We start from the raw sequence: 26,110 nt of genomic DNA on the forward strand, positions 1-26,110 counted from the left end.
TTAAACAGGGGGTTGCTCGTTAAATTTTAACAGTTTTAAGCTACTTAAAGGGAATTGATGGTTTTTCGGATAGCGGTTAAATCGGTAAGCAGTTTTTCCAATAAACTTAAATCCAACATGTTGGCACCATCACTTTTGGCGTTGGCTGGATCAAAATGGGTTTCCATAAAAAGACCGTCAACGCCTGCAGCAATTCCTGCTCGGGCCATAGTGCCGATCAAGGCCGGTCTACCGCCAGTTACGCCGGAAGATTGGTTGGGTTGTTGAAGTGAGTGGGTAACATCCAGAACCACAGGGGCATATTGTTTCATGGTGGGAACGCCACGAAAATCCACGATCATATCCTGATAACCGAACATCGTACCGCGATCGGTAATCCAAACTTGCTCATTGCCGGAATCGGTTACCTTTTTCACAGCATGCTGCATACTTTCAGGGCTCATAAACTGCCCCTTTTTTAAGTTGACCACTTTTCCTGTTTCGGCAGCTGCAACTAACAAGTCGGTCTGTCTCACCAAAAAGGCGGGTATCTGCAATACGTCTACATATTCCGCAGCCATAGCGGCATCCGATATTTCATGAATATCCGTTATGGTGGGCACTTTAAAGGTTTCCGAGACCTTTTTTAAAATTTTCAGGGCTTTTTCATCACCTATTCCGGTAAAGGAATCAATACGGCTCCGGTTCGCTTTTTTAAAACTTCCTTTAAAGACATAAGGAATATTAAGCTTGTCCGTAATGGCTACGACCTTTTCTGCAATGCGCATGGCCATATCCTCACCCTCGATGGCACAAGGTCCTGCCAACAAAAAAAAGTTATCGCTGTCCGTGTGTTTTATCTGTGGAATTTTGGTGATGTCCATTTCTTAAAGTTTGCACAAATATAGCATTAAACAATGGTAATCCTTTTTAGATTTATCAAACTAAACCATCAACTATGAAGTACAGAATAATTTTGTTGACCCTATGTTTGATTCCGATAATTTGCAATGCACAATGGCAGGAACGGGGAGGTACCTTTGATCTTGCACATTTGGAGCGCCATCAGTTTAAATTGAACTTGTTGAGCCCCGGATTCACCTATGAGCTGGGCCTTTTTAAAAATCAAATTGTATCCATTGATTTAGGTTTGGCCACTGCCACGTACGAAGAAGGTTATGTGTTTGGACTGGCGACCAACAACCGATACCGATATTACCATAATTTCAATAGAAGGGATAGGTTGGGCAAAAATACTTCTGGAAATTCTGGGAACTATATTGCGGCGGCCCAGGCCATTTTCTTTTCACAGTTGCGGATTTCCACAAATGTTGAAGGTCCCAATGATTTTAATTTGGGATTTTATGGAATGGTCTATGGCATTCAACGAACCTATGAAAAAGGCTTCAATTTTAATTTGGAGCTTGGTGCAGGATATTACCGAGGCGATGGTGTTCCAAATGGGTATGGACCATTGCTGAACATTACTTTTGGATGGGTGGCTACCAAAAGAAAGAAAAAGGACCCTTATCTTGATTAAATAAAGCCATCAAAACATACTATTTTGGTGAAGTTTGGGTTATACTATTACCAAATTAACCTACAATGCGCCGCTCACTACTTTTGGCATTTCTGTCAACAAGCTTTTTTATGCACGCCCAATACGGGACAAACTGCGAGGTTCGACAGTTTAAGCTAAATGCCTTTAACCCTGGCATAGAATACGAAATGGCTCTGGGCGTAAACAGTACATTGGATATTCGGGTGGCATACCAAGCAGCTTTGGAACCGGCCAGTTCCCAACCGTTGGAGGATTTCGATTTTTTCCCTGCCATTACCGTTCAAAACCGTTATTATCATAACCTAAATAGTCGGGAAAGGCGCAGAAGGTCCATTTATGGGAATTCAGGTAATTACTTTGCACCCTCAGCGGCAGTTTTTTCTCCAGGTAGCCGCGTTGTCGAGGGTAGGTTGGTCGATGGAATTCACGGTTATGGTGGATTGGTTTACGGGATTCAGCGTAGTTATGATTCTGGTTTTAGCTTCTCCATTGATGCAGGGGCTGGTTACTATGTAGGGCCGTTCAAAGGCACCATCCAACCTGTGGTAAACCTAAGTATTGGTTGGATTATCAGCGAGAAGCGATGGTGTGTTGGTTTGTAAATTTGGAACTCCCACTAAATCAATAAGATAAAAATAACATTTAGGTGTGCCAACAAGTAAAAAATAGCAGTATCTTTGCGGGCTTAAAATTTAGGTTATGTCCAAAATCAAAAACATTGCAATCATTGCACACGTAGACCATGGTAAAACTACTTTGGTCGATAAAATCATGTACCATTGCCAGTTGTTCCGAGAAAACGAGAACAAGGGCGACCTGATATTGGATAACAACGACCTGGAAAGGGAACGTGGGATCACCATTGTTTCCAAAAACGTTTCCGTTGTTTACAAGGATACAAAAATCAATATTATAGATACCCCTGGTCACGCCGATTTCGGGGGTGAAGTAGAACGTGTTTTGAACATGGCAGATGGGGTTTTGTTGTTGGTGGATGCCTTTGAAGGACCCATGCCACAGACCCGTTTTGTACTTCAAAAAGCCATTGACCTAGGTTTGAAGCCATGTGTGGTCATCAACAAAGTTGATAAGGAAAACTGTACCCCGGAAGAAGTGCACGAAAAAGTGTTCGATCTAATGTTTGAACTGGGTGCGGAAGAATGGCAGCTCGATTTCCCAACCGTTTATGGTTCTGCAAAGAACAATTGGATGGGCGAGGATTGGAAAACGCCTACCGAGAATATCGAGCCATTATTGGATATGGTGATTGAACATGTTCCTGAATTTAAACCTGAGGAAGGCTCAACTCAAATGTTGATCACTTCCTTGGACTTCTCTTCTTTTACGGGCCGAATCGCCATTGGAAGATTGCAAAGAGGAACGCTCCGTGAAGGGCAACAAGTTTCTTTGGTAAAAAGAGATGGTTCCGTTGTAAAAACCAGAATCAAGGAGCTTTACACTTTTGAAGGACTTGGACGCTTAAAAGTGGAAGAAGTTGTAGCAGGGGATATTTGTGCCATTGTTGGTATGGAAGGTTTTGAAATCGGTGATACCGTTGCCGATCTTGAAAACCCCGAGAAATTGAAGACTATAGCCATTGATGAGCCAACCATGAGTATGCTTTTCACCATTAACGATAGTCCGTTTTTTGGTAAGGATGGAAAGTTTGTTACTTCCAGACACATTAAAGAGCGTTTGGAAAAAGAATTGGAAAAAAACTTGGCACTTCGTGTTCAAGAAACCGACAGTGCCGATAAATTTTTAGTGTATGGCCGAGGTGTTTTGCACCTTTCTGTATTGATTGAAACCATGCGTCGCGAAGGTTACGAGCTTCAGATTGGTCAGCCACAAGTAATCATTAAAGAGATTGATGGTGTAAAATGTGAGCCTGTGGAACATTTGACCATCGATTTACCAGAGGAAGTATCCGGAAAAGCTGTGGAAATGGTATCCATCCGAAAAGGGGAGATGACCAGTATGGAGGCCAGAGGTTCCAGAATGGTTTGTGAATTCATCATTCCATCGAGGGGAATCATCGGTCTTAGGAACCAACTGTTGACCGCTACGGCGGGAGAGGCCATAATGGCACACAGGTTTTTTGAATATCAGCCATTGAAAGGGGATATCGCACAACGATTGAACGGGTCTTTGGTTTCTATGGAAAACGGAACTGCGATTCCTTATTCCATTGATAAGCTTCAGGAAAGAGGTAAATTCTTTATCGATCCGGGAGAGGATATCTACGAAGGACAGGTAATTGGTGAAAACTCCCGCCAGGATGATATGACGGTGAACGTAACCAAGACCAAAAAACTTTCCAACGTACGTTCTGCAGGTGCTGATGATAAGGCCAAGATTGTTCCGGCCATCAAATTCTCTTTGGAAGAAGCCTTGGAATACATCCAAAAGGATGAATACGTAGAGGTAACGCCCAACCACCTTAGGATTCGAAAAATCTATCTTAAGGAAGTGGACAGAAAGAGAAACAAAGTAGTGTAAGCGAGCTTACTTTAAACATAGTAGGAAAGCGAGTGAGGAAAACAATCTTCATTCGCTTTTCTTTTTTTAAAAGACTGCTGGGAGTCTTGATCCTACCGACCGTGAAAACTAGTGTAAATGCCCGTGGTGCTGTTCCCGTAAACATGCTACGGCAGCTCCAATGATACCGGCATGGTTCATAAGTTCAGCTTTTACCACTTCCGTATCAATTTTGATGTATTGGTTGAACTCTTCCCATTTTTTTGAGGTTCCACCCCCTACGATGATAAGGTCTGGACATACAATAAGCTCTACTAACTTCAAGAATTTATTAAAACGCTTGCCCCATTTCTTAAAACTAAGGTCCTCTCTTTCTTTGGCAGAAGCAGCTGCCCATTTTTCAATCTTCTTGTATTTTTTGTAAGGAATCTGTCCTAATTCAAAATTTGGGATGAGCACTCCATTATAAAAGGCCCCGCTACCAAGACCTGTTCCAATGGTAATCATGATTACCAAGCCATTTTTGCCTTTTCCTACCCCGTAGTTCATGGAAGCATAGCCTGCGGCATCTGCATCGTTCAACACCGTAAATTCGTGACCTGTATACTCGGTGAACAATTCATCCACGTTAACACCCACCCAACTTGGGTCTAGGTTTCCAGGAGACTTGCAGACCCCATTTTTAACGATAGAGGGAAATCCACAACCCACAGGACCTTCATAATTAAAATGGTCAACAATTTCGGCCACCACTTTGGCCATGTCCTTCGGCTTTTTTGATTTTGGGGTTGGAATTCGGAAACGTTCGGTCAACATTTCTCCGGTTTCGGCGTTTACGAGGGCACCTTTTATGCCCGATCCGCCTATATCAATACCAAGAATTTCCATATATAGGAAGCAAAATTAGTTTTAACAAAGTAACAAAAACTTTTATTGATCAAGCAATTCCATTGTAAATCAATGTACTGCGCGGATATTTCGGTGATTAAATCGCTTTTTGAATTACTTCAAAAACTTTGCTGCCATCGCATTTTAGAGTTTTGTGTGGATATTTTAGGATTAGGGCATAATCGTGTGTGGCCATTATGATAGTTCTACCATTCTTATTGATATCCTGTAAAACCTTCATTACTTCCACACTGGTCTGAGGGTCCAAATTCCCAGTGGGTTCATCCGCAAGTATAAGCTCAGGGTCGTTCAAGAGGGCGCGGGCAATGGCAATGCGTTGTTGCTCACCGCCTGAAAGTTCATGAGGAAACTTAAAGCCTTTGGTTTTCATACCCACTTTGTCGAGGACCTCCTCGATTTTGTCATCCATTTTTTTTGGGTCCGTCCATCCCGTTGCCTTAAGGACAAATTTCAGGTTGTTGTTGACATTTCTATCGGGCAGCAATTTAAAATCCTGAAAAACGATGCCCAATTTCCTCCGCAAATAGGGAATGTCCTTTTCTTTCATTTTTTTCAGGTCAAAATCCACGACCTGGCCAGCCCCTTGTTTAAGTGGTAAATCCGCATAAAGAGTTTTCATAAAACTACTCTTACCGCTTCCCGTTTTACCAATAATGTATACAAACTCCCCTTTTTTTACCTCAAGGTCGATATGGTTCAAAATCAGGTTCTCGTTTTGGAACACGGCAGCGTCCTGTAATTTTAAGATAGTCTCGGGCATAATTAGTTCAATAAGCTTTACAAAAGTATTTGAAATTACACGAACAGAATCAAAAATTAAAGATCAAAGCATATTTTTCCAAAAAATATGATGGCATCATTATCGCCAAACCTGAGTGTTCAAGTTCAGGTCTTCCACAATGCCAATAGCTGTTGTAATGTCATCATAAAATAGTTCAAGCACATTGGAGTCGATCAGATTTTTGTTCTCTTGTAGACTAAAAAAGCCATACGGATGATGAACTGCCATATATAGCTTACCGCCTTTAAACGATAGTATGACGGGTTTGTTGATTTTTTGTTTTAACAATGTGATTCTACGCATTAAGGAAGTGGATAAAATATATCTCGCCTCAACTTGGTCAGTGCTGTACACCACAAATTCTTTTTCAAATTCTGAATCTTCAAGATTTACCAATTGGTCGCGACCAAAATTTAAGGACTGTATGGTTTTTGCCAAATATCCAATTCTCTTTTCGAATTGATCGGGCAGTACAATGGTGGTTCCATTGCATTTTTTGTTAAAGTCAACTATGGCGAACATGCCCGATAAACTGCTCCCTATTTGTTCAATGCTTTTCTCTTTTTTGAACATAGGGCGTATATAGGTGTATGCAATGTATATGTGTGCAAAGAAGGGAATGTACATGAGATAAGAACCATAACGTTGGTCAATAATGTTAACATTACCGATGGTAATGGAAGTATCCTTGACCTTTCCAGAAAGAAGTCCTTGGCCTCGATTGTATACCGGTACATGCGTTTTTTTGTCAAAAGGTCGTCGGCACATGGTCACCAATTCACTATTTATTAATTCTTCGGTTTTGATCTGTTCATGTTCATAGAACTCAAATGTGGGAACCATTTTGTCCAAAAGCACTCGTATCAGCCTCTTTTCAATTGTGACGTATTTGTTTTTGAATGTTTGGAATATTGTTAAACTGATGAAAAACAAGAACCAAAAAAACAGTACCAACATTTGGGGAGTAAAGGTCCATGGTGTGTTGGGGGACAAACTAGCGATCCATTCGGTAAATTTGGAGTTGAACAAGTACACGAACAAAACAAGGGCAATGCCACATATAAGGAAAAGTTGTATAAGGAAAGTGTATGTCAACTTATAGAAACGGTAGGTTTTCCTCAGCTTTTCTGCTTCTTGCAGTAATGGCAATAGCTCTTTCTTTAGGTTTTGGAAGTCCATCATATCCGTCTATGATTAAAATGAAACTTTAGGGAGGTCCGCTTCGGAAGTTTTTATTGTGAACATGGTCTTTGGGGAATATCCCATGAACTTGGCAACAATATTGGAAGGGAACATCTCCAAGGTATTGTTGAATGCGTACACGGCCGCATTATATGCCCTTCTTGAGGCAGAAAGCTGTTCTTCCACTTCGTTTAAACTTGATTGGAGAAGCATAAAATTTTCGCTGGCCCTTAAATCGGGATACGCTTCCACCGTTATTTGAAGTTTTCCCAATAGCCGATCCATCTGGCTTTCGAGGTTAAGCCTTAATTCGGATGGTGGGTCTCTATCCACAATGTTATTTCTCAGTTTGGTGATCGAGATCAGTGTCTCACTTTCATGTTTGGTGTACCCTTTAATGGTGTTGACCAGTTGTGGGATTAAATCAGTTCTTTTTTTTAGCATTACATCTATGCTCCTATATGCCTCCTCAACCTTGTTCTTTTTACTGATTAAGTTGTTGTACAAAAGCACACAGATCAATAAAAAGGATAAGGGAATAATAAATAAGTATGTCATCTCAACAAAAATTAAATTGAACAATAGGGCAATGCACGAGTATTGCCTGATTTAAAATCGAAAAAAGGTTTTTACGCCTTTTATGTTGAGGTTGAAAATGAAATCCTAAATTATCTGGAACAGAAATTTCATATGATTTCTAGGAATTAGGATTGTTGTTGCCAATGAGGTTTTTTGGCATGAGTGCTAAAATTACTATTTCGAGGTGATAAATCAAGTCTAGAAGCGTAAATTTCGGTAAATGACCAATTAAATATACTTTGGCCTTAATTTTGACGTTATGAGTAAAGTCAATCGAGAAGAGCGTAGAACACTATGAATCGAAAAAACCTCCTTTTAATTCCCATTTTAATGGGAACTTTTTTTGTGCTTTCCGCACAGGAAACCAAAATATACACCCACGAAAACAAAGCCTATCAAGATGCCTTGGCGCTCTACAACAACGAGCAGTACCAAGCGGCGCAGCAAATTTTCGAGTCCATTAAGACCACTACCAAGGATGAGGAAACAGAAGCCAACAGTGCTTACTATGCAGCCAACGCAGCCATTCGTTTGAACCAGCGTGGAGCGGATAAAATGATGGAAGATTTTGTGGAACGTTACCCTACATCCACCAAAAGGAATTCTGCTTTTTTGGATGTGGCCGACTACTATTTTGAAACGGGAAAATACCCCTACGCTCTAAAATGGTACAAAAAAGTTGATGAAAATTCGATGCCTTATTCAGAACGCGACCGTTTTAACTTTAACAACGGATACGCCTTGTACGCATCCAAACGTCCACAAGAAGCAGAGCGTTATTTGAACAAGGTGACCACCTCTCAAAAATATGGCTCGCAAGCCAAATATTATTTGGGGTACATTGCTTACGAACAAGACGATTACAACTCAGCCAGCGCCCGTTTCGACCAAATTCAGGACCCAGAATTGCTTGATGAAAAGCTCACGTACTATCAGGCCGACCTGAATTTTAAATTGGGAAAGTTTGAAGAAGCCATCACAATGGCAAAAAAACAACTTCCCAAATCCAATCGTCAGGAAGTCTCTGAATTGAACAAGATCATTGGTGAAAGCTATTTCAATTTGGAACAATATGCCGAGGCCATACCCTACTTGGAAGAATACAGGGGCAAACGTGGCAAATGGAACAACACCGATTATTATTTATTGGGGTACAGCCATTACAAATTGGGCGATTACCAAAAAGCGATTCAGCAGTTCAACAAAATCATAGGAGGTGCCAATGCCGTTTCCCAAAATGCATATTATCACTTGGCAGAGTGCTACTTGAAACTGGATAAAAAGTCCGAAGCCTTGAATGCGTTCAGAAATGCTTCGCAAATGGAGTTTAGTCCGGAAATCCAAAAAGATGCTTGGTTGAACTATGCCCGTTTGAGCTACGAAGTCGGTAATGCATACGAGCCCGTTCCACAGGTGCTGACCAATTATTTGGAAAAATATCCAAAGGATGGACATCAAATGGAAATCCAAGAACTTTTGGTGGACTCCTACATCACATCCCGTAATTTCGAGGGTGCTATGCAACTTTTAGAGGAGAACCAGAACTACGCCAGTAAGGAAACTTATCAAAAAGTGGCCTACTACCGTGGGGTGGAACTGTTTATTGATGGTGATTTCGAAGGTGCTCGGGAGCGATTCGATAAATCCTTGAAAAGTGCGGAAAATTCAAATTTTGAAGCTAGAGCTCTTTATTGGAAAGCTGAGTCGGCCTACAGATTGAACCGATTTGAGGAGGCCTTGGTGGATTTCGTTCGATTCCAGAACTTTCCGGCAGCCAGATCACTTCCCGAATATGAGCAGCTGGATTACAATTTGGGCTACTCGTACTTTAAATTAAAGGACTACAACAACGCCATATCCTATTTTCAGAATGTGGTGAGCTCCAATGCCATTGACGACCAAAGAAAGAACGATGGTTATTTGCGTTTGGGCGATAGCTATTTTGTGAACAGCAAGTATCAATTAGCCAAGAAAGCCTACGATGCATCATCAAAGATGAACGGTCCAGAACGTGATTATGCGGCCTTCCAGAAAACTCTATGTGATGGATTTTTGGGTAACAATTCAGCAAAAATTGATGGCCTTAACGAATTCTTGAGGATGTTCCCTACCTCCTCATTACGGGATGATGCACTTTTTGAACTGGGCAATTCCTATATCAATAATAGCCAAGAAAGTTTGGGGCTGCAGACCTACGACCGTATCGTGGCGGAGTATTCGGGCAGTAAATTTGCACCACGTGGATTGTTGCGTTCCGGATTGGTGTACTACAATTCCAGTCGTAATGATCAAGCATTGGCCAAACTTAAAGAAGTGGTTCAAAAATATCCGAACACCCAAGAGGCCAAACAAGCGGTGGCCACCGCCAAATTGGTGTATGTGGACGAAGGTCGGGTGAGCGAGTATGCCGCCTGGGCCCGTAACTTGGATTTTGTTGAAGTGACCGATGCCGAACTGGACAACGCCAGTTTTGAATCTGCCGAACGAAAACAAATTGAAGGTAAAACTCCTGCGGCTATCCGGGGATATGAAGATTATTTAAAAGAATTCCCTAATGGGTTGCATGCGCAGAATGCCAACTTTGCCTTGGCACAATTGTATTTTGCAAATGGAGAAAAAGAAAAGGCCTTGCCAAAATACAAAGCAGTCGCCGATGGTGGGAACGGAACGTATACGGAACAGGCTTTGACCCGTGTTTGCGAAATCTATGTGGATAAGCAGGACTACAATAGCGCTATTCCTTATTTGAAAAGGTTGGAAAACACGGCAGATATCTCAGAGAACAAAACTTTTGCCCAGTCCAATTTAATGAAAGGTTTTTATGGTCAAAAGAATTATTCCCAGACCATCGCTTACGCCGAAAAGGTGTTGAACGCTCCTAAAATTGATGATCGTATTAGAAGTGACGCACAGATAATGATCGCACGTTCCGCCATTGCTACGGAAAACGAGAGTTTGGCCAAAACTGCCTACCAAGACGTAAGACAAATTGCATCTGGCGAGCTCGCCGCTGAAGCTTGGTATTACGATGCTTATTTCAAGAATAAGGAAGAAGATTTTGAAGCATCCAACGAGTCCGTTCAAAAATTGGCCAAGGATTATGCCGCCTACAAAGAATGGGCAGGAAAAGGCTTGGTTATCATGGCCAAGAACTTTTACAATTTGGGAGATGCCTTCCAGGCCACTTACATTTTGGAAAGTGTCATTTCCAATTTTTCCGAATTTGAGGATATCGTTTCGGATGCAGAAAGTGAACTGGCCACCATCAAGGCCAAGGAAGCAGAGAGCAATTCATCCGTAGACCCCAACGAAAACTAAACGAGACACAAGATGCAAAAGAGAACCTATTATATATTTTCATTGCTTTATTTGAGCCTTTGCGGAATGGTTATCGCCCAAGAAGAGGATAACATTGGTACAGAAACGGTAACGGTGGTAAAACCGTATTCCCCGACCGTTTCGGATGCCTTTAAGATCAAATCTTCCCCAAGTTTGAACGATTCCATTGTGCTTCAAAAGAAGAAAATCAATTACAGTATATTCTCTGTGCCCGTTGCGTCCACCTTTACCCCGGCAAAGGGTAAGGCTTCGGGGGTGGAAAAAACACCACCGCCCACTTTGTATAATTCCTATGCTTCGGTGGGTTTAGGTAACTACAATAATGCCTTGGTGGATTTTTACACGAGTCGGGAATTCAACAGGGGAGAAGATTTGTTGGACTTTGGGCTAACCCACAATTCATCCCGCGGAGATTTGGACTCCACACCCTTGGAAACTGATTTCTACGACACCAAGGTCAATGCTTCCTATGCTAAAAAGGACCGTTATATGGATTGGGGAGCCGCCATAGGATTACAGCACCAACTGTACAATTGGTATGGAATACAGAGTGAATTGTTCAGTGAGGATGAGATCAATGCGATGGATGAAACGCAAAACTATTTCAATGCTGAAGCGAAGGCCCATTTCAATATGGAGGACTCTTATTTTAAGAGCGGGAATATCTTGTTGAGGCGCTTTTGGGATGCTACGGAATCTGCTGAGAATCGGGCAGTGATCAATCCAACTTTTGAATTGCCCATTACCGAGGAATTGATCACGATTTCTACCAAGGTTGATTATGTGGGAGGTAATTTTAAGAATGGCACCATAACAGAATCTGTGAACGATGGAGAAAAGAATTATAGCCATCTACAGGCGGGATTGAACCCAAGCTTGTTGATTTTGCGTGATGACCTTACTTTAAATTTGGGTGCCAACATCGTCTACGGACTGGATATGGAAAATAGCGAGAACAATTTTTATATCTATCCAGCCGTAACTGCATCCTATCGTGTGATGGACGAAAATGTGATCGCTTATGGAGGAATAGAAGGAGAGTTGAAGCAAAATTCCTATCATGACTTTGTGGATAACAACCCTTATGTATCCCCGACCTTGGATATTGTCCCGACGGACCAACAATATGAAGGGTATTTAGGTCTAAAAGGACAGTTGACCTCCAATGTGGGGTATAACATCAAAGGTTCTTACATGGCGGAAAACAGAAAACCGTTGTTCTACCAAAATACGGTAAACACGACCAGAACCGATGAAAAGAGTTATTACTATGGCAATTCCTTTCAAGTTTTTTATGATGATGTAAAAACCTTGGGTGTATTTGGGGAAATCAATGTGGATGTGAACCGTAATTTTTCTTTGGGTGTTAACGCGGAATTTTATGATTACGATACCGAAACCGATAACCCTGCTTGGAACTTGCCATCGATCAAAGGATCCCTCTTTATGGATTATCAGATTACCGACCAATGGTATATGGGTGCCAATTTGTTTTATGTAGGAGAAAGGGATGCGTTGACCTCCGTTGCCCTAACCAATAATGTGCCTCCGACCATTTCTTATACTCAGCTTACGTTGGACAGCTTTTTTGATGCCAATGCCCATGTAGGGTACAGGTTCAACGAGCAGCTCTCCATTTTTGTAAAAGCATCCAATATTGCCAACAATAATTACCAGCGTTGGGCCAATTTTAGGGTCCAGGGATTCCAGGCTTTGGCAGGGGTATCCTATAAGTTTGATTTTTAGCCTGTAGGAGAATACGCAATAAAAAGGTATAAATACCGTTCATTGTTTTCAGTTAACTCATTGATGTTCCAATGGTTGGCTACTGCCATTTAAATGGAAATAATGCAACTAAGACCAATACATACGCTGGTTATTCACTTGTTTTTGATGATTTTCACCATTGGATCTGGTCAAAATATGGTGCAAAATGGCGGTTTTGAAGACTTTGTATCTTGTCCCGTTAAAATGAGCAATCTGAACAAGGATGCGGAGCATTGGAGTGCCCCGACCCTGGGAACGACCGATTATTTTAACGAATGTAGCCGAACCAAGTTGGGAGTCCCGATGAACTTTAAGGGCAAACAGGAACCGTATGAGGGTGCTGCTTATGCGGGACTCTATCTCTTTGCTCCACGAGATTATCGCGAATACATTCAAGTGCCACTCACGGAAACACTTGAAAAAGGAAGTCGATACCGATTGACCTTATTCATCAGTCTTTCCGAAAAGTCCGATGGAGCAGTTATGGATATGGGGGCAGTGTTTTCCGAAAAGCCACTTTCAGTGCATACCAAACGAGAACTTTCACAAAGCGATCTTTTGTCAGCTTCTCCACAAACTACCCATATCAAACAATTTCCCGTTACTGATTACTATCAGGATAAGCAGAACTGGATGGAATTGAGTTTTGATATGGTTGCTAAAGGTTTTGAAAATCATTTGATTTTAGGGAACTTCAAAAGTAATGCAGGTACTTCCTACTTGGATACACAAAATCCATCAGAAAATGAGGAAGGCTATGCCTATTATTATTTGGACGATATTTCATTGACCTACCTGGGCCCAGAATATAAAACCGATGAGGTGTATGTGTTGGATCACGTCAATTTTAATTTTGACCGTTTTGATCTTCAGCCCAAAGCAGAGCAAAGTCTTAAAGATATATATGAATATTTAGAAAAACATCCCAGCCTGAAGGTTGCCATTAGCGGACATACCGATGATTTGGGTTCCGATGAGTACAACGATGTCCTCTCTCGAGAACGTGCTGCTTCCGTTGCACAATATTTGATTGATTTGGGATTGGATAAAAACAGAATAACCTCCAAGGGGTATGGGGATAGTAAACCACTGGACACTACCCGCACAGACGAAGCCCGAAGAAAGAACCGAAGAGTGGAGTTTGTGATGACAAAGTTTGAAGACGAAAACCCTTAAACATATCCTTGCTTTTTCTATTTTTGATGGAAACCAACAGAAATGAAAAAGTTCTTATTGTTCGTCACGGGTCTAGTCGTGTTTTCTTGCACAACCAAAGAAGAGGTAGACCTGATCGTTACCAATGCAAATATTTATACCGTGGACGATGCCTTCTCCAAAGCATCGAGTATAGCCATCAAAGATGGAAAGTTTGTTGCCGTTGGCGATTCCGAAGAAATCTCAAAAAAATATAATTCCCAAAAACAGTTGGACGCAGAGGGCAAGACCATTGTTCCGGGCCTTATCGATGCCCATTGCCATTTTTATGGATTGGGCCAAAACCAACAGGTTGTTGATTTGGTCGGGACCCAAAGTTTTGATGAGATACTGGAAAAAGTAGTGGCATTTCAAAACGACCGTCCATCCAATTTTATTTTGGGAAGGGGATGGGACCAAAATGATTGGGAGGTTAAAGAATTCCCGACCAAGGACAAATTGGATGAATTGTTCCCCAATATCCCTGTGGCTTTGGAACGCATAGATGGCCATGCGTATCTCGTGAACCAAAAGGCATTGGATATGGCGGGCATTACTGCAGATACCGAAACGGAGGGCGGAGAAATTGTCAAAGAAGATGGTGAGGTTACAGGCGTTTTGGTCGATAACCCGATGGGATTGATCAATAATGTGATTCCACGGCCCAGTCTGGAACAAAACATTCAAGCTCTTAAGGATGCCGAGAAAATCTCTTTGGATTATGGGCTGACCACAGTAAACGACGCTGGACTGTCCCGGGATATAATTGAATTGATAGATAGTCTGCAACAAGCTGACGAACTATCCATTAGAGTGTACGCAATGGTCTCCAATTATCCCGAAAATCTGGATTACTTTTTGGATAAGGGCATTATCAAAACGGAAGGGTTGAATGTCCGTTCCGTAAAAGTATATGGCGATGGTGCTTTGGGTTCTCGGGGAGCTGCGTTACGAGCACCCTACTCCGATAAACCAGGTCATTTTGGGGCTATGGTAACTCCTGTGGACCAAATTGAAGCTTTGGCACAACGAATTGCAGCCACCGATTATCAAATGAACACCCATGCTATCGGGGATTCTGCCAATATTGTGGTTTTAAGGGCTTATGAAAAAGCCTTGGAGGGTAAGACCGACCGCAGATGGAAAGTAGAACACGCACAGGTAATTTCGCAATCCGATTTCGATTATTTTGAAAATGGTATTATTCCATCCGTTCAGCCGACCCACGCTACCAGCGATATGTACTGGGCAGAGGATAGGTTGGGGCCTGAGCGTGTAAAAGGCGCCTATGCCTACAAAGATTTATTGGAGAAAGCCGGGGTGGTAGCATTGGGCACCGACTTCCCTGTGGAACAAGTTAATCCATTTTTGACCTTCTATGCTGCGGTGGCCCGACAGGATATGGAACAATACCCCGAAGGCGGATTTCAAATGGAGAATGCCTTGAGCAGGGAGGAAACCTTGAAAGGTATGACCATTTGGGCAGCCTATTCCAATTTTGAGGAAGATGAAAAGGGCAGTATAGAAACAGGTAAATTTGCTGATTTTGTGATATTGAGCGATGATATTATGACGATTCCATCCGAAGAGATTCCCAATGTGACCGCAGAACATGTTTTCTTGGGCGGGGTCCAGAAAAAATAATACCCTCTTGTCATTCTGAACGAAGTGAAGAATCTACTTGAACTTTTTTAAGTTGTGAAGAGAAATAAAAAAAGCCCCAAAATGGGGCTTTTATATTTTTAAGACTAAAACTTTTTAGTAGCTGATAGGCAAGGTAACCCTTGTGGTTCCCCAACCCATAACCAAGTTTCCATCATCATCGAAAGCCATTCCAAAAGCTTCCAATTCTTCGCTGTCGGTAGAAGCTGTTGCCGTGGCTCTAACTACATCACCATCGCTATCGTAGGAATAAGCACCCCATTGGTGTAGGTTGCTGTTCAGGATTACTGTCCACTCATCTTCGCCGGGAATGGAAAACAAAGAGTAGGAACCGGCTTTAATGGTTTTGCCGCCAACTTTGGCATCCTTGTAAAATGTAATTTCAGTAGCTTCGTTTGCACCTGTTCTCCAAACTTTTCCAACGGGGGCCAATTCGGCAAGGCTACGTCCTTTTAATTGTGGGCGACTGTAAATAACACGAGCAGCTTTATCGGCTTCCCTGGAGCTCGAAGGGTAATACGCAATATCCGCAGGACTCGCATCAAGTCCACTGAATTTTTGGGCCGTAGCTTCTGTTGTGAATACCAAACTGGTACAAAGCACTAAAAGTAGTAATGTTAATTTCTTCATGATTGTGATTTAAGTTCCTTGTAAAACTAATTAATTCTAATGTTGCTTTAAATATACAGACGAGAAAATTAAACAACCTTACAAAGCGTTGGGGTTAAAAGCATAAAAGAATAAAAAAGTTACATTTTATATTTTTTTAGACATAAAAATATATTAATTGTAATATAAAATAGCTTTAGGGTTTTATATATTAATCTTTAAGTTCATTTTTGTTTTAAAATTGTTACTAAATTATTTGTTATGTGTGGTATTGTATGCGCATTTGATGTAAAGGAAAGTACGGAGGTACTTAGGCCCCAATTGTTGGAGATGTCGAAGAAAGTTAGGCACCGCGGGCCAGATTGGAGTGGCATTTACTCCGATGATAAAGCCATTTTGGCCCATGAAAGATTGGCTATTGTGGACCCAGCTTCAGGAAAACAACCATTGTTCAGTGCCGATGGTAAATTGGTTTTGGCCGCCAATGGTGAAATATATAACCATCAAGAGTTGAGAAAACAATTTGATGGGAAATACGATTTTCAAACCCAGTCCGACTGTGAGGTGATTTTGTCACTTTATCAAGAAAAGGGACCTGATTTTGTGGATGAAATGAACGGAATATTTGGTTTTGCCATTTATGATTCCGAAAAGGACGAGTATTTCATCGCCCGTGACCATATGGGGATTATCCCGTTGTATATTGGATGGGATAAGAACGGAACCTTTTATGTGGCTTCCGAGTTGAAAGCTTTGGAAGGAACTTGTTCCAAAATCCAACTGTTTCCTCCGGGGCACTATATGCACAGTTCCGATGGGGAGTTTGTAAAATGGTACAAGCGTGATTGGATGGAGTATGATGCCGTAAAGGAAAACGAAACCAGCATTGCCAAGATAAAAGAAGCACTGGAAGCTGCCGTACACCGTCAGTTGATGTCCGATGTGCCTTATGGGGTATTGTTATCTGGTGGATTGGATTCTTCAGTGACCTCCGCAATTGCAAAAAAATATTCTCAAAAACGAGTAGAGTCTGGTGATACTGCAGATGCATGGTGGCCACAATTGCACTCTTTCTCTGTTGGATTGGAGGGTTCGCCCGATTTGGCCGCCGCTCAAAAAGTGGCTGATCATATTGGTACGGTGCATCACGAGATCAAATTTACCATTCAAGAAGGCTTGGATGCGATAAAAGATGTTGTATATAACCTGGAAACTTACGATATTACGACTATAAGAGCCTCAACACCAATGTATTTAATGGCCAGGGTAATCAAATCCATGGGGATTAAGATGGTCCTATCGGGTGAAGGTGCGGACGAATTGTTCGGCGGATATCTGTATTTTCACAAGGCGCCAAGCCCAAAGGATTTTCATGAGGAGACCGTGAGAAAACTGGATAAACTTCACATGTACGATTGCCTAAGAGCCAATAAATCCTTGGCTGCATGGGGTATAGAAGGTCGCGTTCCTTTCTTGGACAAAGAGTTTATGGATGTAGCGATGAGCATCAACCCAAAAGATAAAATGATCAACGGTGAACGTATGGAGAAATGGGTAGTGCGAAAAGCATTTGAAGATTATTTGCCAGAAAGTGTGGCCTGGAGGCAAAAAGAACAATTTTCGGATGGTGTCGGATATAGCTGGATAGATACCTTGAAAGCTTTGGTGGAAGAAGAAATTACAGATGAGCAATTGGAAAATGCCCATTTTAAATTCCCGATTCAGACCCCGACCTCGAAAGAAGAATATTATTATCGTTCAATTTTTGAAAGTCACTTCCCGTCGGATGCGGCAGCATTGAGCGTGCCACAGGAGCCATCGGTGGCCTGTAGTACCAAGATTGCCCTTGAGTGGGATGAAGCATTCAAGAACATGAACGACCCATCGGGAAGAGCTGTGGCCAAGGTTCATACCGATGCGTATGTGAAATAAACAGTGTATAAACCAACCAAACGATATGAAGCAGTAAATCTAACTTGTTTCATTTTTTAATTAGTCCGAAAAGCCCCTTATCCAAGGGGCTTTTTAGTTGTTTCAGGGTTAGTTGCCAAACCCATTTTACATCGGTCCGTTTTCCACAGGATTTGTTGATAACTTAAGCTGTTCAATAGGCTCTTAAAGGCCATTTGCACGGGGTATTGATTATATTTGTAAGATTTGAAAAATTGAGGCAAATACCTAAAAATATATGAGCGAAGAAGCGAACAAGAAACAATACTCGGCGGATAGTATCCAGGCCCTTGAGGGAATGGAGCACGTACGTATGAGACCTTCCATGTATATTGGAGATGTAGGGGTCAGAGGATTGCACCATTTGGTGTACGAAGTAGTGGATAACTCCATTGATGAGGCCATGGCCGGCCATTGTGATAGAATTGATGTGATCATCAATGAGGATAACTCCATAACAACCCAGGATAACGGTAGGGGTATCCCAGTGGACCTGCATAAAAAAGAAGGTGTTTCTGCATTGGAAGTGGTTATGACCAAGATTGGTGCCGGAGGTAAGTTCGATAAAGATTCCTACAAGGTTTCCGGTGGACTTCACGGTGTAGGTGTATCTTGTGTGAATGCCTTATCCTCTCACTTAAAAGCCACAGTTTACAGGGATGGCAAAATTTGGGAACAGGAATACGAAAGAGGTAAGACTTTATACCCTGTTAAAAGTGTAGGTGAGAGCAAGGAAACAGGAACCATTGTAACCTTTATTCCAGATACCACGATCTTTACCCAAACCACGGAATATAGTTATGAGACCCTTGCCAATAGAATGCGTGAGCTAGCCTATTTGAACAAAGGGGTTACCATAACGCTTACCGATAAAAGAAACAAAGACGAAAAAGGGGAATTCATCTCCGAGACATTCCACTCGGAGGAAGGTCTTAAGGAATTTATCAAATTCTTGGACGGTACACGGGAGCCATTGATACAGAATGTCATCTCCATGGAAGGGGAAAAGAATGGTATTCCTGTGGAAGTGGCCATGGTTTACAATACAGGGTACACGGAGAACCTTCATTCCTATGTGAACAATATCAATACCCACGAAGGGGGTACCCACCTCTCTGGGTTTAGAAGAGGTTTGACGACCACACTTAAAAAGTATGCCGACAACTCTGGAATGCTCGACAAGCTAAAGTTTGAAATTTCGGGAGATGATTTCCGTGAGGGACTTACCGCTATTGTTTCCGTTAAAGTCGCAGAACCGCAGTTCGAGGGGCAGACCAAGACCAAATTGGGTAACCGTGAGGTGACCAGTGCCGTTAGTCAGGCTGTTTCCGAAATGTTGACGGATTATCTGGAAGAGAATCCGGATGACGCCAAGCAAATCGTGGAAAAGGTGAAGCTGGCCGCCCAAGCGAGACATGCAGCTGCAAAAGCTCGTGAAATGGTCCAGCGTAAAAATCCAATGAGTGTAGGTGGATTACCTGGGAAATTATCCGATTGTTCCGAACAGGACCCGACCAAATGCGAAGTGTTCTTGGTAGAGGGGGATTCCGCAGGAGGTACGGCCAAACAAGGTAGGGACAGGAACTTCCAGGCCATTCTACCATTGCGGGGTAAAATCCTTAACGTGGAAAAAGCCATGCAGCACAAGGTTTTTGAAAACGAAGAAATCAAAAACATCTATACCGCTCTCGGAGTGACCATTGGAACCGAGGAAGACAGTAAAGCATTGAACCTGGACAAACTTCGCTACCATAAAGTAGTGATCATGTGTGATGCGGATGTCGATGGTAGCCACATTGAAACGTTGATCTTGACCTTCTTCTTCCGTTATATGCGGGAGTTGATAGAGGGAGGACATGTCTACATTGCCACACCACCACTTTATTTGTTGAAAAAAGGTTCCAAAAAACGGTACGCTTGGACCGATAAGGAACGTGATCAAATAAATAAAGAAATGAACGGTGGCGCGAGTATCCAACGGTACAAAGGTCTTGGGGAAATGAATGCGGAGCAGCTTTGGGATACCACCATGAACCCGGAACACAGAACATTGCGTCAAGTAAGTATTGATAATGCAACAGAATCTGACCGTATATTCTCTATGTTGATGGGTGATGAAGTACCTCCAAGACGTGAATTTATAGAGAAAAATGCCGTCTATGCGAATATAGATGTATAGATAACAGGCATTTCACAACAAAAACTCGCCCTTAAAAGGCGAGTTTTTTAGTTTTGGGTAAAACTTCAACATTATGAAAAGAATAATTTTAGCGCTAGCGCTGGTTTCTGTCACTATGGGAAAAGCCCAAGATTTGAACGATATCTTTGTATCCGGTGTGGCAGATGCCGAACAATTTGCCAATGCATATTTGGCACCAGTATCCGAGGCATCCATTTATAGTATATCCAATGGGTGGTACAATACAGCGGATGCCAAACCCTTGGGAGGATTCGAAATTTCCATTATTGGAAACATGACCGGATTCAAGAATAAGGACGATAAAAATGCGTTTTTATTGGATCCCGCTGATTATGAAAACCTTGATTTCGTGGATAATCCAGGACAAGCCAGAATGGTCGCTACCGGCTTAGGTGATATTGAGGGGGTAAATGTTTTCGTAGAGGATGAAAGCGGATTTTTCCGAGAAGAGTTTGAGCTGCCAACAGGGCTTTCAGCCGAAAATCTGAACTTTATTCCTTCTGGATACCTTCAGGGAAGCGTTGGCCTGATCAAAGGATTGGAAGTGAAAGCGCGTTTTTTGCCTAAGATCAAATTTGACGATGATGCCAAGATCGGCCTTTTTGGAGCTGGTCTGCAATATGATTTCACAAAGATGTTGCCAGCCGATAAATTATTGCCGGTGGCCATTTCTGCAGTTATAGGTTATACAAACTTGAATGGTGAGTATGATTTTACGGAGTCTTCTACCATTAATGGTAGTGATCAACGTATAGATGCCTCTTTCAAAACATGGAATTTCAGTGCAGTCGTATCCACAAGAAATATTCCTGTAATTAATTTTTATGGGGGAGTTGGGTATATTACCGGTACGTCCGATATCGATTTGTTGGGTACTTACGAAGCCAACGGACCTTTCTTTTCTGAAACCGTTGTGGATCCATTTTCTGTTAGTAAAAAAGCAAGCGGCGTTTCTGCCAATCTGGGTACCAAGTTAAAATTGGGCTTCTTTAGGCTAAACGCAGAATATAATATCTCTGAATTCAGCACCTTTACCTTTGGTGTCAACTTTGGGTTCAGGTAGAATAATACCGAATTAACCATGCAATAATAAAGAAGGCCCCGATTACGGGGCCTCCTATTTTCATATATGTAGTCTTCACGTCATTCCCTGGTGGCGAAGACCGAGCCATTGTCCAAGGTCAATACTTCAGGTTCTTTTGCTTTTTCCAAGCTAACGGTAATATCGGTCACTTGTGGGTCTCCATAAACAATGGAATAGTTTCCATTTTTCTGGGACCATTTAAAATCGGTATAAAAAATCAATTCGGAGTTGGAATATCTCTGGTACCTGCCTAGGTAGACATCGTTAAAAATCCATTCTTCACGGATAGAGCTATCGCTTTTGCCATCAATACTGGAAGATTGGGTTCTTGCCCAAACACCCAAAATAGGGTCGTTGTTTTCTGGTACACGGGTACAGTTGCTTATGGCGATAATGCCTATAATGGACAACAATGAAAAGAGCTTTTTCATAGGTCAAGTAGGTTAAAATGATTTTGGGACTATTAGAACGCAAATTTGTAAGAATCTATTGCATAAAAAAGATAAAATATTTGTGCTTGGCTTTTATCTCCGATTCTCCGAAATGTTTCTTTTCATTTTATAATGGATATCAACTTTGCGGAATTCGGTTGAATAAGGCCGCTAAAACTGGTAAAAGTCAACCTTTTTCTGAGTCAAATGCCTTATTTTTGAAGACTAAAATTTAAATCTATACAAATGAAAGTTACCGTAGTTGGAGCAGGCGCAGTGGGAGCAAGCTGTGCTGAGTACATAGCAATGAAAAATTTTGCATCAGAAGTAGTTTTATTGGATATCAAAGAAGGATATGCCGAAGGTAAGGCCATGGATTTAATGCAAACGGCCTCCTTGAACAAATTTGACACCAAAATCTCGGGAAGCACCAGCGATTATAGCAAAACTGCGGGTAGTGATATTGCAGTGATCACCTCTGGCATACCACGTAAACCGGGAATGACCCGTGAAGAATTGATCGGAATCAACGCCGGAATTGTGAAAACCGTAGCGACCAGCCTTTTGGAGCACTCTCCGGACGTAACCATTATTGTGGTAAGTAATCCAATGGACACCATGACTTATTTGGTACATAAAGCAACCGGATTGCCAAAGAACAGAATTATAGGTATGGGCGGTGCTTTGGATAGTGCCCGTTTCAAGTATAGATTGGCCCAGGCGTTGGAAGCGCCAATATCCGATGTAGATGGCATGGTAATCGGCGGACATAGTGATAAAGGAATGGTTCCTTTGATCGGTCATGCTACCAGAAACAGTGTAAAAGTTTCCGAGTTCTTATCCAAAGATAAAATGAACTGGGTGGTGGAAGAGACCAAAGTAGGTGGAGCTACCCTTACAGGTTTGTTGGGGACCAGTGCATGGTATGCGCCAGGTGCTGCAGTATCTGGATTGGTTCAGGCCATTGCTTGTGATCAAAAGAAAATGTTCCCATGTTCCGCTTTGTTGGAAGGAGAATATGATTTGAATGATATCTGCATAGGTGTGCCGGTAATTTTGGGTAAAAACGGAATCGAGAAGATTGTTGAAATCGAATTGTCCGATGCCGAAAAGGCCAAAATGCAGGAAAGCGCCGAAGGTGTAAAGAAAACCAACGGGTTGCTAGAGGTTTAATCCGAAAAATATAGTCTTACGGAAATGTCATTTTGGATGCGACCTAAAAAAGATTTCTCTTGAATTTGCATTGGAATCTCTAGGTTTGTCCAGAATGACATTTTCATTTTAACAGCTTAACCGTAGCGTGTAATTGCAATTACATTAATTTCTATTGTCAAATCTTATCGGAAATGATATATTTGCACGCTGTTTAAGAAAACTTCTAAAAAATTAACAATCAATGCAGAATAAAGGACTTATAAGGCTTTTCGCTATCCTTTTTGGCTTGGTGAGCATCTATCAGTTGTCTTATACTTTCATCACTAATAAGTTGGAAGGAGACGCTGAAGCATACGCTGTTAGCCAAATTTCGGAGGCTGAGGAAGACTATGTTGCAAAGCGTGAAGCTTTAGAAGCATCGTATTTGGACTCCATCAGTGACAACACTGTTTTGGGCTTTACGAGCTATGAGGAAGCCAAGACCAAAGAGTTGAACAAAGGATTGGACCTTAAGGGAGGTATCAACGTTACCTTGCAGATTTCCGTGAAGGATATCTTGAAAGGCTTGGCCAACAATACCAAAAACCCGGTTTTCAACAAAGCATTGGCCGATGCCGATGAAGCTTCAACAAATAGTGACGATACGTATTTGGAGCTATTCTTTGATGCCTTTGATAATATTAAGGGCGATACCAAATTGGCTTCCCCTGATATTTTTGCGAACAAGGGACTTAGTGATGATGTCAATTTTCAAATGACGGATGATGAGGTAAAACCTATCATCAGGAGAAAAATTGATGAATCCATTGTTTCTGCATTTGAAGTACTTCGTGAGCGTATTGACGGATTCGGGGTAACCCAACCAAACATTCAAAGAGAAGGAAACTCCGGAAGGATCGTAGTGGAGCTTCCCGGTGCAAAGGATATTGCTCGTGCACAAGAGCTGTTGTCCAGTACGGCACAATTGGAGTTTTGGGAAACGTATCCACAAAGTAACCAAAGCCTTGGGAACTTTTTGGTTAACGCCAACGAACGTTTAAAAGAGATTTTGGAGCCTGAAGCTACCGAAGAGGAAGTTTCCAAACCAGAATCTGAGATTGACTCCCTGCTTTCTGATGTTTCGCAAGATTCATTGGACATGGCTCAGGACGTTAACCCAATATTGGGCAAATTGCTACCGGCCAACCCAGGTAGCCACGCAATAGCCCGTGCTATGGTTTCCGATACTGCCGAATTGGGCGGTTATTTGAGAATGCCAGAGATCAAAAGATTATTGCCAAACGATATTCAATTTACCAAGTTCCTTTGGGAGCGTCCATCCAAGGATGCTGAGGTAGTTGATTTGTATGCATTAAAATCCAATAGGGAAGGTACTCCAAGAATAAGCGGTGACGTAGTTTCCGATGCACAGGATACTTTTGACCAGTTCAACAAACCTGCTGTTAGCATGACGATGAATACACGTGGTGCCAAGGAGTGGGAAGAATTAACAGGTGATGCCTACAACAACCAAACTGGTATTGCCATTGTTTTGGATAACAAGGTATATACGGCACCCGGTGTTTCTTCAGGACCTATTTCTGGTGGACGTTCAGAAATCACAGGTACATTTACCGTAAACGAAACCAAAGATATCGCCAACGTATTGCGTGCAGGTAAACTTCCTGCCTCTGCAGAGATTATAGACTCTTTTGTAGTAGGGCCTTCATTGGGTCAAGAAGCGATCAACAGTGGTTTGATGTCCTTCGTAATAGCTATGCTATTTGTATTGGTGTGGATGATTTTCTATTATGGAAGAGCAGGAGTTTTTGCCGATATCGCACTATTGTTCAACATTCTTTTGATTTTTGGGGTGTTGACCAGCCTTGGAGCTGTGCTAACGTTGCCAGGTATTGCGGGTATCGTATTAACCATTGGTATGTCGGTGGATGCCAACGTACTTATTTTTGAAAGGGTAAAAGAAGAATTGGAGCGTGGAAAAGGAAAGGCACAGGCCATTGCCGACGGTTTTGGAAATGCTTTGTCCTCTATTTTGGATGCCAATATTACCACAGGGCTTACCGCGATCATCCTCTTTATTTTTGGTTCAGGACCCATTAAAGGTTTTGCCACGACTTTGATGATTGGTATTGTAACCTCATTGTTCACAGCGATTTTTGTGACTCGTCTGATGATCAATGCCTATACCAGCAAAAAAGGCCGTCGATTGGATTTCAGTACAGGAATCACCAAGAACCTGTTCAAGAACTTGAGCATAGATTTCTTGTCCAAGCGTAAAGTAGCTTACATCATTTCTGGAATCTTGTTGGCAGTAAGTATCTTTTCATTGGCAACAAATGGTCTTCAACAAGGTGTGGATTTTGTAGGTGGACGTTCCTACCAAATTCGATTTGAACAAGCAGTGAACCCTTCCGAGATAGCTGGTGACTTAAATTCGGTATTTGGAAGCGGAACCAATGCAAAAACTTTTGGAGCTGCCAATCAAATTATAATAACAACCAATTATAGGTTCGAAGAAAATGGACCGGAAGTGGATACTGCAATTTTGAACGAAATGTTCACACATCTTCAAAAATACTTCCCTGACGGTACCACTTATGATGATTTTAAACCCGGAGGTACAGCAGAAGACCTTGGTGTGTTGAAATACCGTAAGGTTGGTCCTACCATTGCCGATGATATTAAAAAGAGCGCCATTTTGGCCATTATAGGCTCATTGGCAGTAGTTTTCCTATACATCTTATTGCGATTTAGAAAATGGCAATTCTCTTTGGGTGCTGTTGTTGCGGTATTCCACGATGTGATGATTGTATTGGGTATATTCTCCTTGACCGGAAGCATTATGCCTTTTAATATGGAAATTGATCAAGCCTTTATTGCGGCTATCCTAACGGTAATTGGATATTCCCTTAACGATACGGTGGTAGTATTCGACCGTATTCGTGAAGTTACCGGCCTAAAGGGTTGGAAAGGTGGAGAACATATCAACCTGGCGTTGAACAGTACATTGAGTAGAACATTGAATACATCTTTGACAACATTGATCGTGTTGTTGGCCATCTTCATCTTCGGTGGGGAAAGCTTGAGAGGATTTATGTTCGCCATGATCGTAGGTGTGGTTGTAGGTACGTATTCTTCCGTATTTATTGCAACACCCGTGATGTTCGACTCATTAAAGAAGAAAATTGCTGCTGCTACAGGAGCATAGTTTTTCGTTTTTTTACATTACACTTATAAGAAAGGCCCTCAT

The 26,110-nt window shown here is 41.9% G+C and carries 19 protein-coding genes; 12 read left to right on the forward strand and 7 right to left on the reverse strand.

Annotated features, from left to right (window positions below; genetic code table 11):
• Nucleotides 1–44: 44 nt before the first annotated feature.
• Nucleotides 45–863 (reverse strand): 3-deoxy-8-phosphooctulonate synthase, encoded by an 819-nt coding sequence (kdsA, locus tag J0X13_RS01120; protein WP_207069654.1) that lies wholly within the window; start codon nucleotides 861–863, stop codon nucleotides 45–47.
• A gap of 74 nt (nucleotides 864–937) precedes the next feature.
• Between kdsA and J0X13_RS01125 the strand changes: the two genes are divergently transcribed.
• From J0X13_RS01125 to typA, 3 genes are all read left to right on the forward strand, one after another.
• Entirely contained in the window at nucleotides 938–1,519 is a 582-nt protein-coding gene (locus J0X13_RS01125; RefSeq protein ID WP_207069655.1) for a hypothetical protein, read from the forward strand.
• Nucleotides 1,520–1,584: 65 nt separating this feature from the next.
• Entirely contained in the window at nucleotides 1,585–2,142 is a 558-nt protein-coding gene (locus J0X13_RS01130) for a hypothetical protein (RefSeq protein ID WP_207069656.1), read from the forward strand.
• Nucleotides 2,143–2,239: 97 nt separating this feature from the next.
• Nucleotides 2,240–4,039 carry a translational GTPase TypA gene (typA, locus tag J0X13_RS01135; RefSeq protein ID WP_207069657.1) on the forward strand — a complete coding sequence of 600 codons (1,800 nt, stop codon included), beginning with the start codon at nucleotides 2,240–2,242 and terminating at the stop codon, nucleotides 4,037–4,039.
• A 108-nt stretch (nucleotides 4,040–4,147) separates the two neighbouring features.
• Here the strand turns inward: typA and ppgK are convergent, their stop codons facing one another.
• The 4 genes from ppgK to J0X13_RS01155 form a co-directional block, all read right to left on the reverse strand.
• The gene (gene ppgK, locus J0X13_RS01140) at nucleotides 4,148–4,906 is read right to left on the reverse strand and encodes a polyphosphate--glucose phosphotransferase (protein ID WP_207030474.1); all 759 of its coding nucleotides are present in this window, start codon (nucleotides 4,904–4,906) and stop codon (nucleotides 4,148–4,150) included.
• Between the two features lie 97 nt (nucleotides 4,907–5,003).
• Nucleotides 5,004–5,687, reverse strand: a complete 684-nt coding sequence (locus J0X13_RS01145) for a cell division ATP-binding protein FtsE (protein ID WP_207069658.1) — start codon at nucleotides 5,685–5,687, stop codon at nucleotides 5,004–5,006.
• A 99-nt stretch (nucleotides 5,688–5,786) separates the two neighbouring features.
• Entirely contained in the window at nucleotides 5,787–6,890 is a 1,104-nt protein-coding gene (locus J0X13_RS01150) for a DUF3137 domain-containing protein (RefSeq protein ID WP_207069659.1), read from the reverse strand.
• 12 nt (nucleotides 6,891–6,902) lie between these two features.
• Nucleotides 6,903–7,448 carry a LemA family protein gene (locus J0X13_RS01155; RefSeq protein WP_207069660.1) on the reverse strand — a complete coding sequence of 182 codons (546 nt, stop codon included), beginning with the start codon at nucleotides 7,446–7,448 and terminating at the stop codon, nucleotides 6,903–6,905.
• A 315-nt stretch (nucleotides 7,449–7,763) separates the two neighbouring features.
• On the opposite strand from J0X13_RS01155, the gene J0X13_RS01160 reads away from it, so the two are divergent.
• From J0X13_RS01160 to J0X13_RS01175, 4 genes are all read left to right on the forward strand, one after another.
• Entirely contained in the window at nucleotides 7,764–10,787 is a 3,024-nt protein-coding gene (locus tag J0X13_RS01160) for a tetratricopeptide repeat protein (RefSeq protein ID WP_207069661.1), read from the forward strand.
• Nucleotides 10,788–10,799: 12 nt separating this feature from the next.
• Nucleotides 10,800–12,554 carry a TonB-dependent receptor gene (locus tag J0X13_RS01165; protein ID WP_207069662.1) on the forward strand — a complete coding sequence of 585 codons (1,755 nt, stop codon included), beginning with the start codon at nucleotides 10,800–10,802 and terminating at the stop codon, nucleotides 12,552–12,554.
• A 102-nt stretch (nucleotides 12,555–12,656) separates the two neighbouring features.
• Nucleotides 12,657–13,751: an OmpA family protein gene (locus J0X13_RS01170; protein WP_207069663.1), complete on the forward strand. Its 1,095-nt coding sequence runs from the start codon at nucleotides 12,657–12,659 to the stop codon at nucleotides 13,749–13,751.
• A 42-nt stretch (nucleotides 13,752–13,793) separates the two neighbouring features.
• On the forward strand, nucleotides 13,794–15,413 hold the full coding sequence (locus tag J0X13_RS01175; protein WP_207069664.1) for an amidohydrolase: 1,620 nt from the start codon (nucleotides 13,794–13,796) through the stop codon (nucleotides 15,411–15,413).
• 114 nt (nucleotides 15,414–15,527) lie between these two features.
• On the opposite strand, the gene J0X13_RS01180 is transcribed toward J0X13_RS01175, so the two are convergent.
• Entirely contained in the window at nucleotides 15,528–16,061 is a 534-nt protein-coding gene (locus J0X13_RS01180) for a DUF2911 domain-containing protein (RefSeq protein WP_207069665.1), read from the reverse strand.
• Between the two features lie 240 nt (nucleotides 16,062–16,301).
• Here J0X13_RS01180 and asnB point away from each other — a divergent pair, with 240 nt between their 5' ends.
• From asnB to J0X13_RS01195, 3 genes are all read left to right on the forward strand, one after another.
• Complete coding sequence (gene asnB / locus J0X13_RS01185; protein ID WP_207069666.1) at nucleotides 16,302–17,972, forward strand: asparagine synthase B; 1,671 nt, start codon at nucleotides 16,302–16,304, stop codon at nucleotides 17,970–17,972.
• A gap of 256 nt (nucleotides 17,973–18,228) precedes the next feature.
• Entirely contained in the window at nucleotides 18,229–20,169 is a 1,941-nt protein-coding gene (gene gyrB / locus J0X13_RS01190) for a DNA topoisomerase (ATP-hydrolyzing) subunit B (protein ID WP_207069667.1), read from the forward strand.
• 73 nt (nucleotides 20,170–20,242) lie between these two features.
• On the forward strand, nucleotides 20,243–21,253 hold the full coding sequence (locus tag J0X13_RS01195) for a DUF6588 family protein (protein ID WP_207069668.1): 1,011 nt from the start codon (nucleotides 20,243–20,245) through the stop codon (nucleotides 21,251–21,253).
• A gap of 80 nt (nucleotides 21,254–21,333) precedes the next feature.
• Here J0X13_RS01195 and J0X13_RS01200 read toward each other — a convergent pair whose 3' ends face one another.
• Entirely contained in the window at nucleotides 21,334–21,705 is a 372-nt protein-coding gene (locus J0X13_RS01200; RefSeq protein WP_207069669.1) for a hypothetical protein, read from the reverse strand.
• Nucleotides 21,706–21,951: 246 nt separating this feature from the next.
• Between J0X13_RS01200 and J0X13_RS01205 the strand changes: the two genes are divergently transcribed.
• Nucleotides 21,952–22,878: a malate dehydrogenase gene (locus tag J0X13_RS01205; protein WP_207069670.1), complete on the forward strand. Its 927-nt coding sequence runs from the start codon at nucleotides 21,952–21,954 to the stop codon at nucleotides 22,876–22,878.
• A 223-nt stretch (nucleotides 22,879–23,101) separates the two neighbouring features.
• Nucleotides 23,102–26,068 (forward strand): protein translocase subunit SecDF, encoded by a 2,967-nt coding sequence (gene secDF, locus J0X13_RS01210; RefSeq protein WP_207069671.1) that lies wholly within the window; start codon nucleotides 23,102–23,104, stop codon nucleotides 26,066–26,068.
• The last annotated feature ends 42 nt before the right edge of the window (nucleotides 26,069–26,110 follow it).

Source organism: [Muricauda] lutisoli (nom. illeg.) (assembly GCF_017313105.1).
Lineage (GTDB): Bacteria > Bacteroidota > Bacteroidia > Flavobacteriales > Flavobacteriaceae > Flagellimonas > Flagellimonas lutisoli.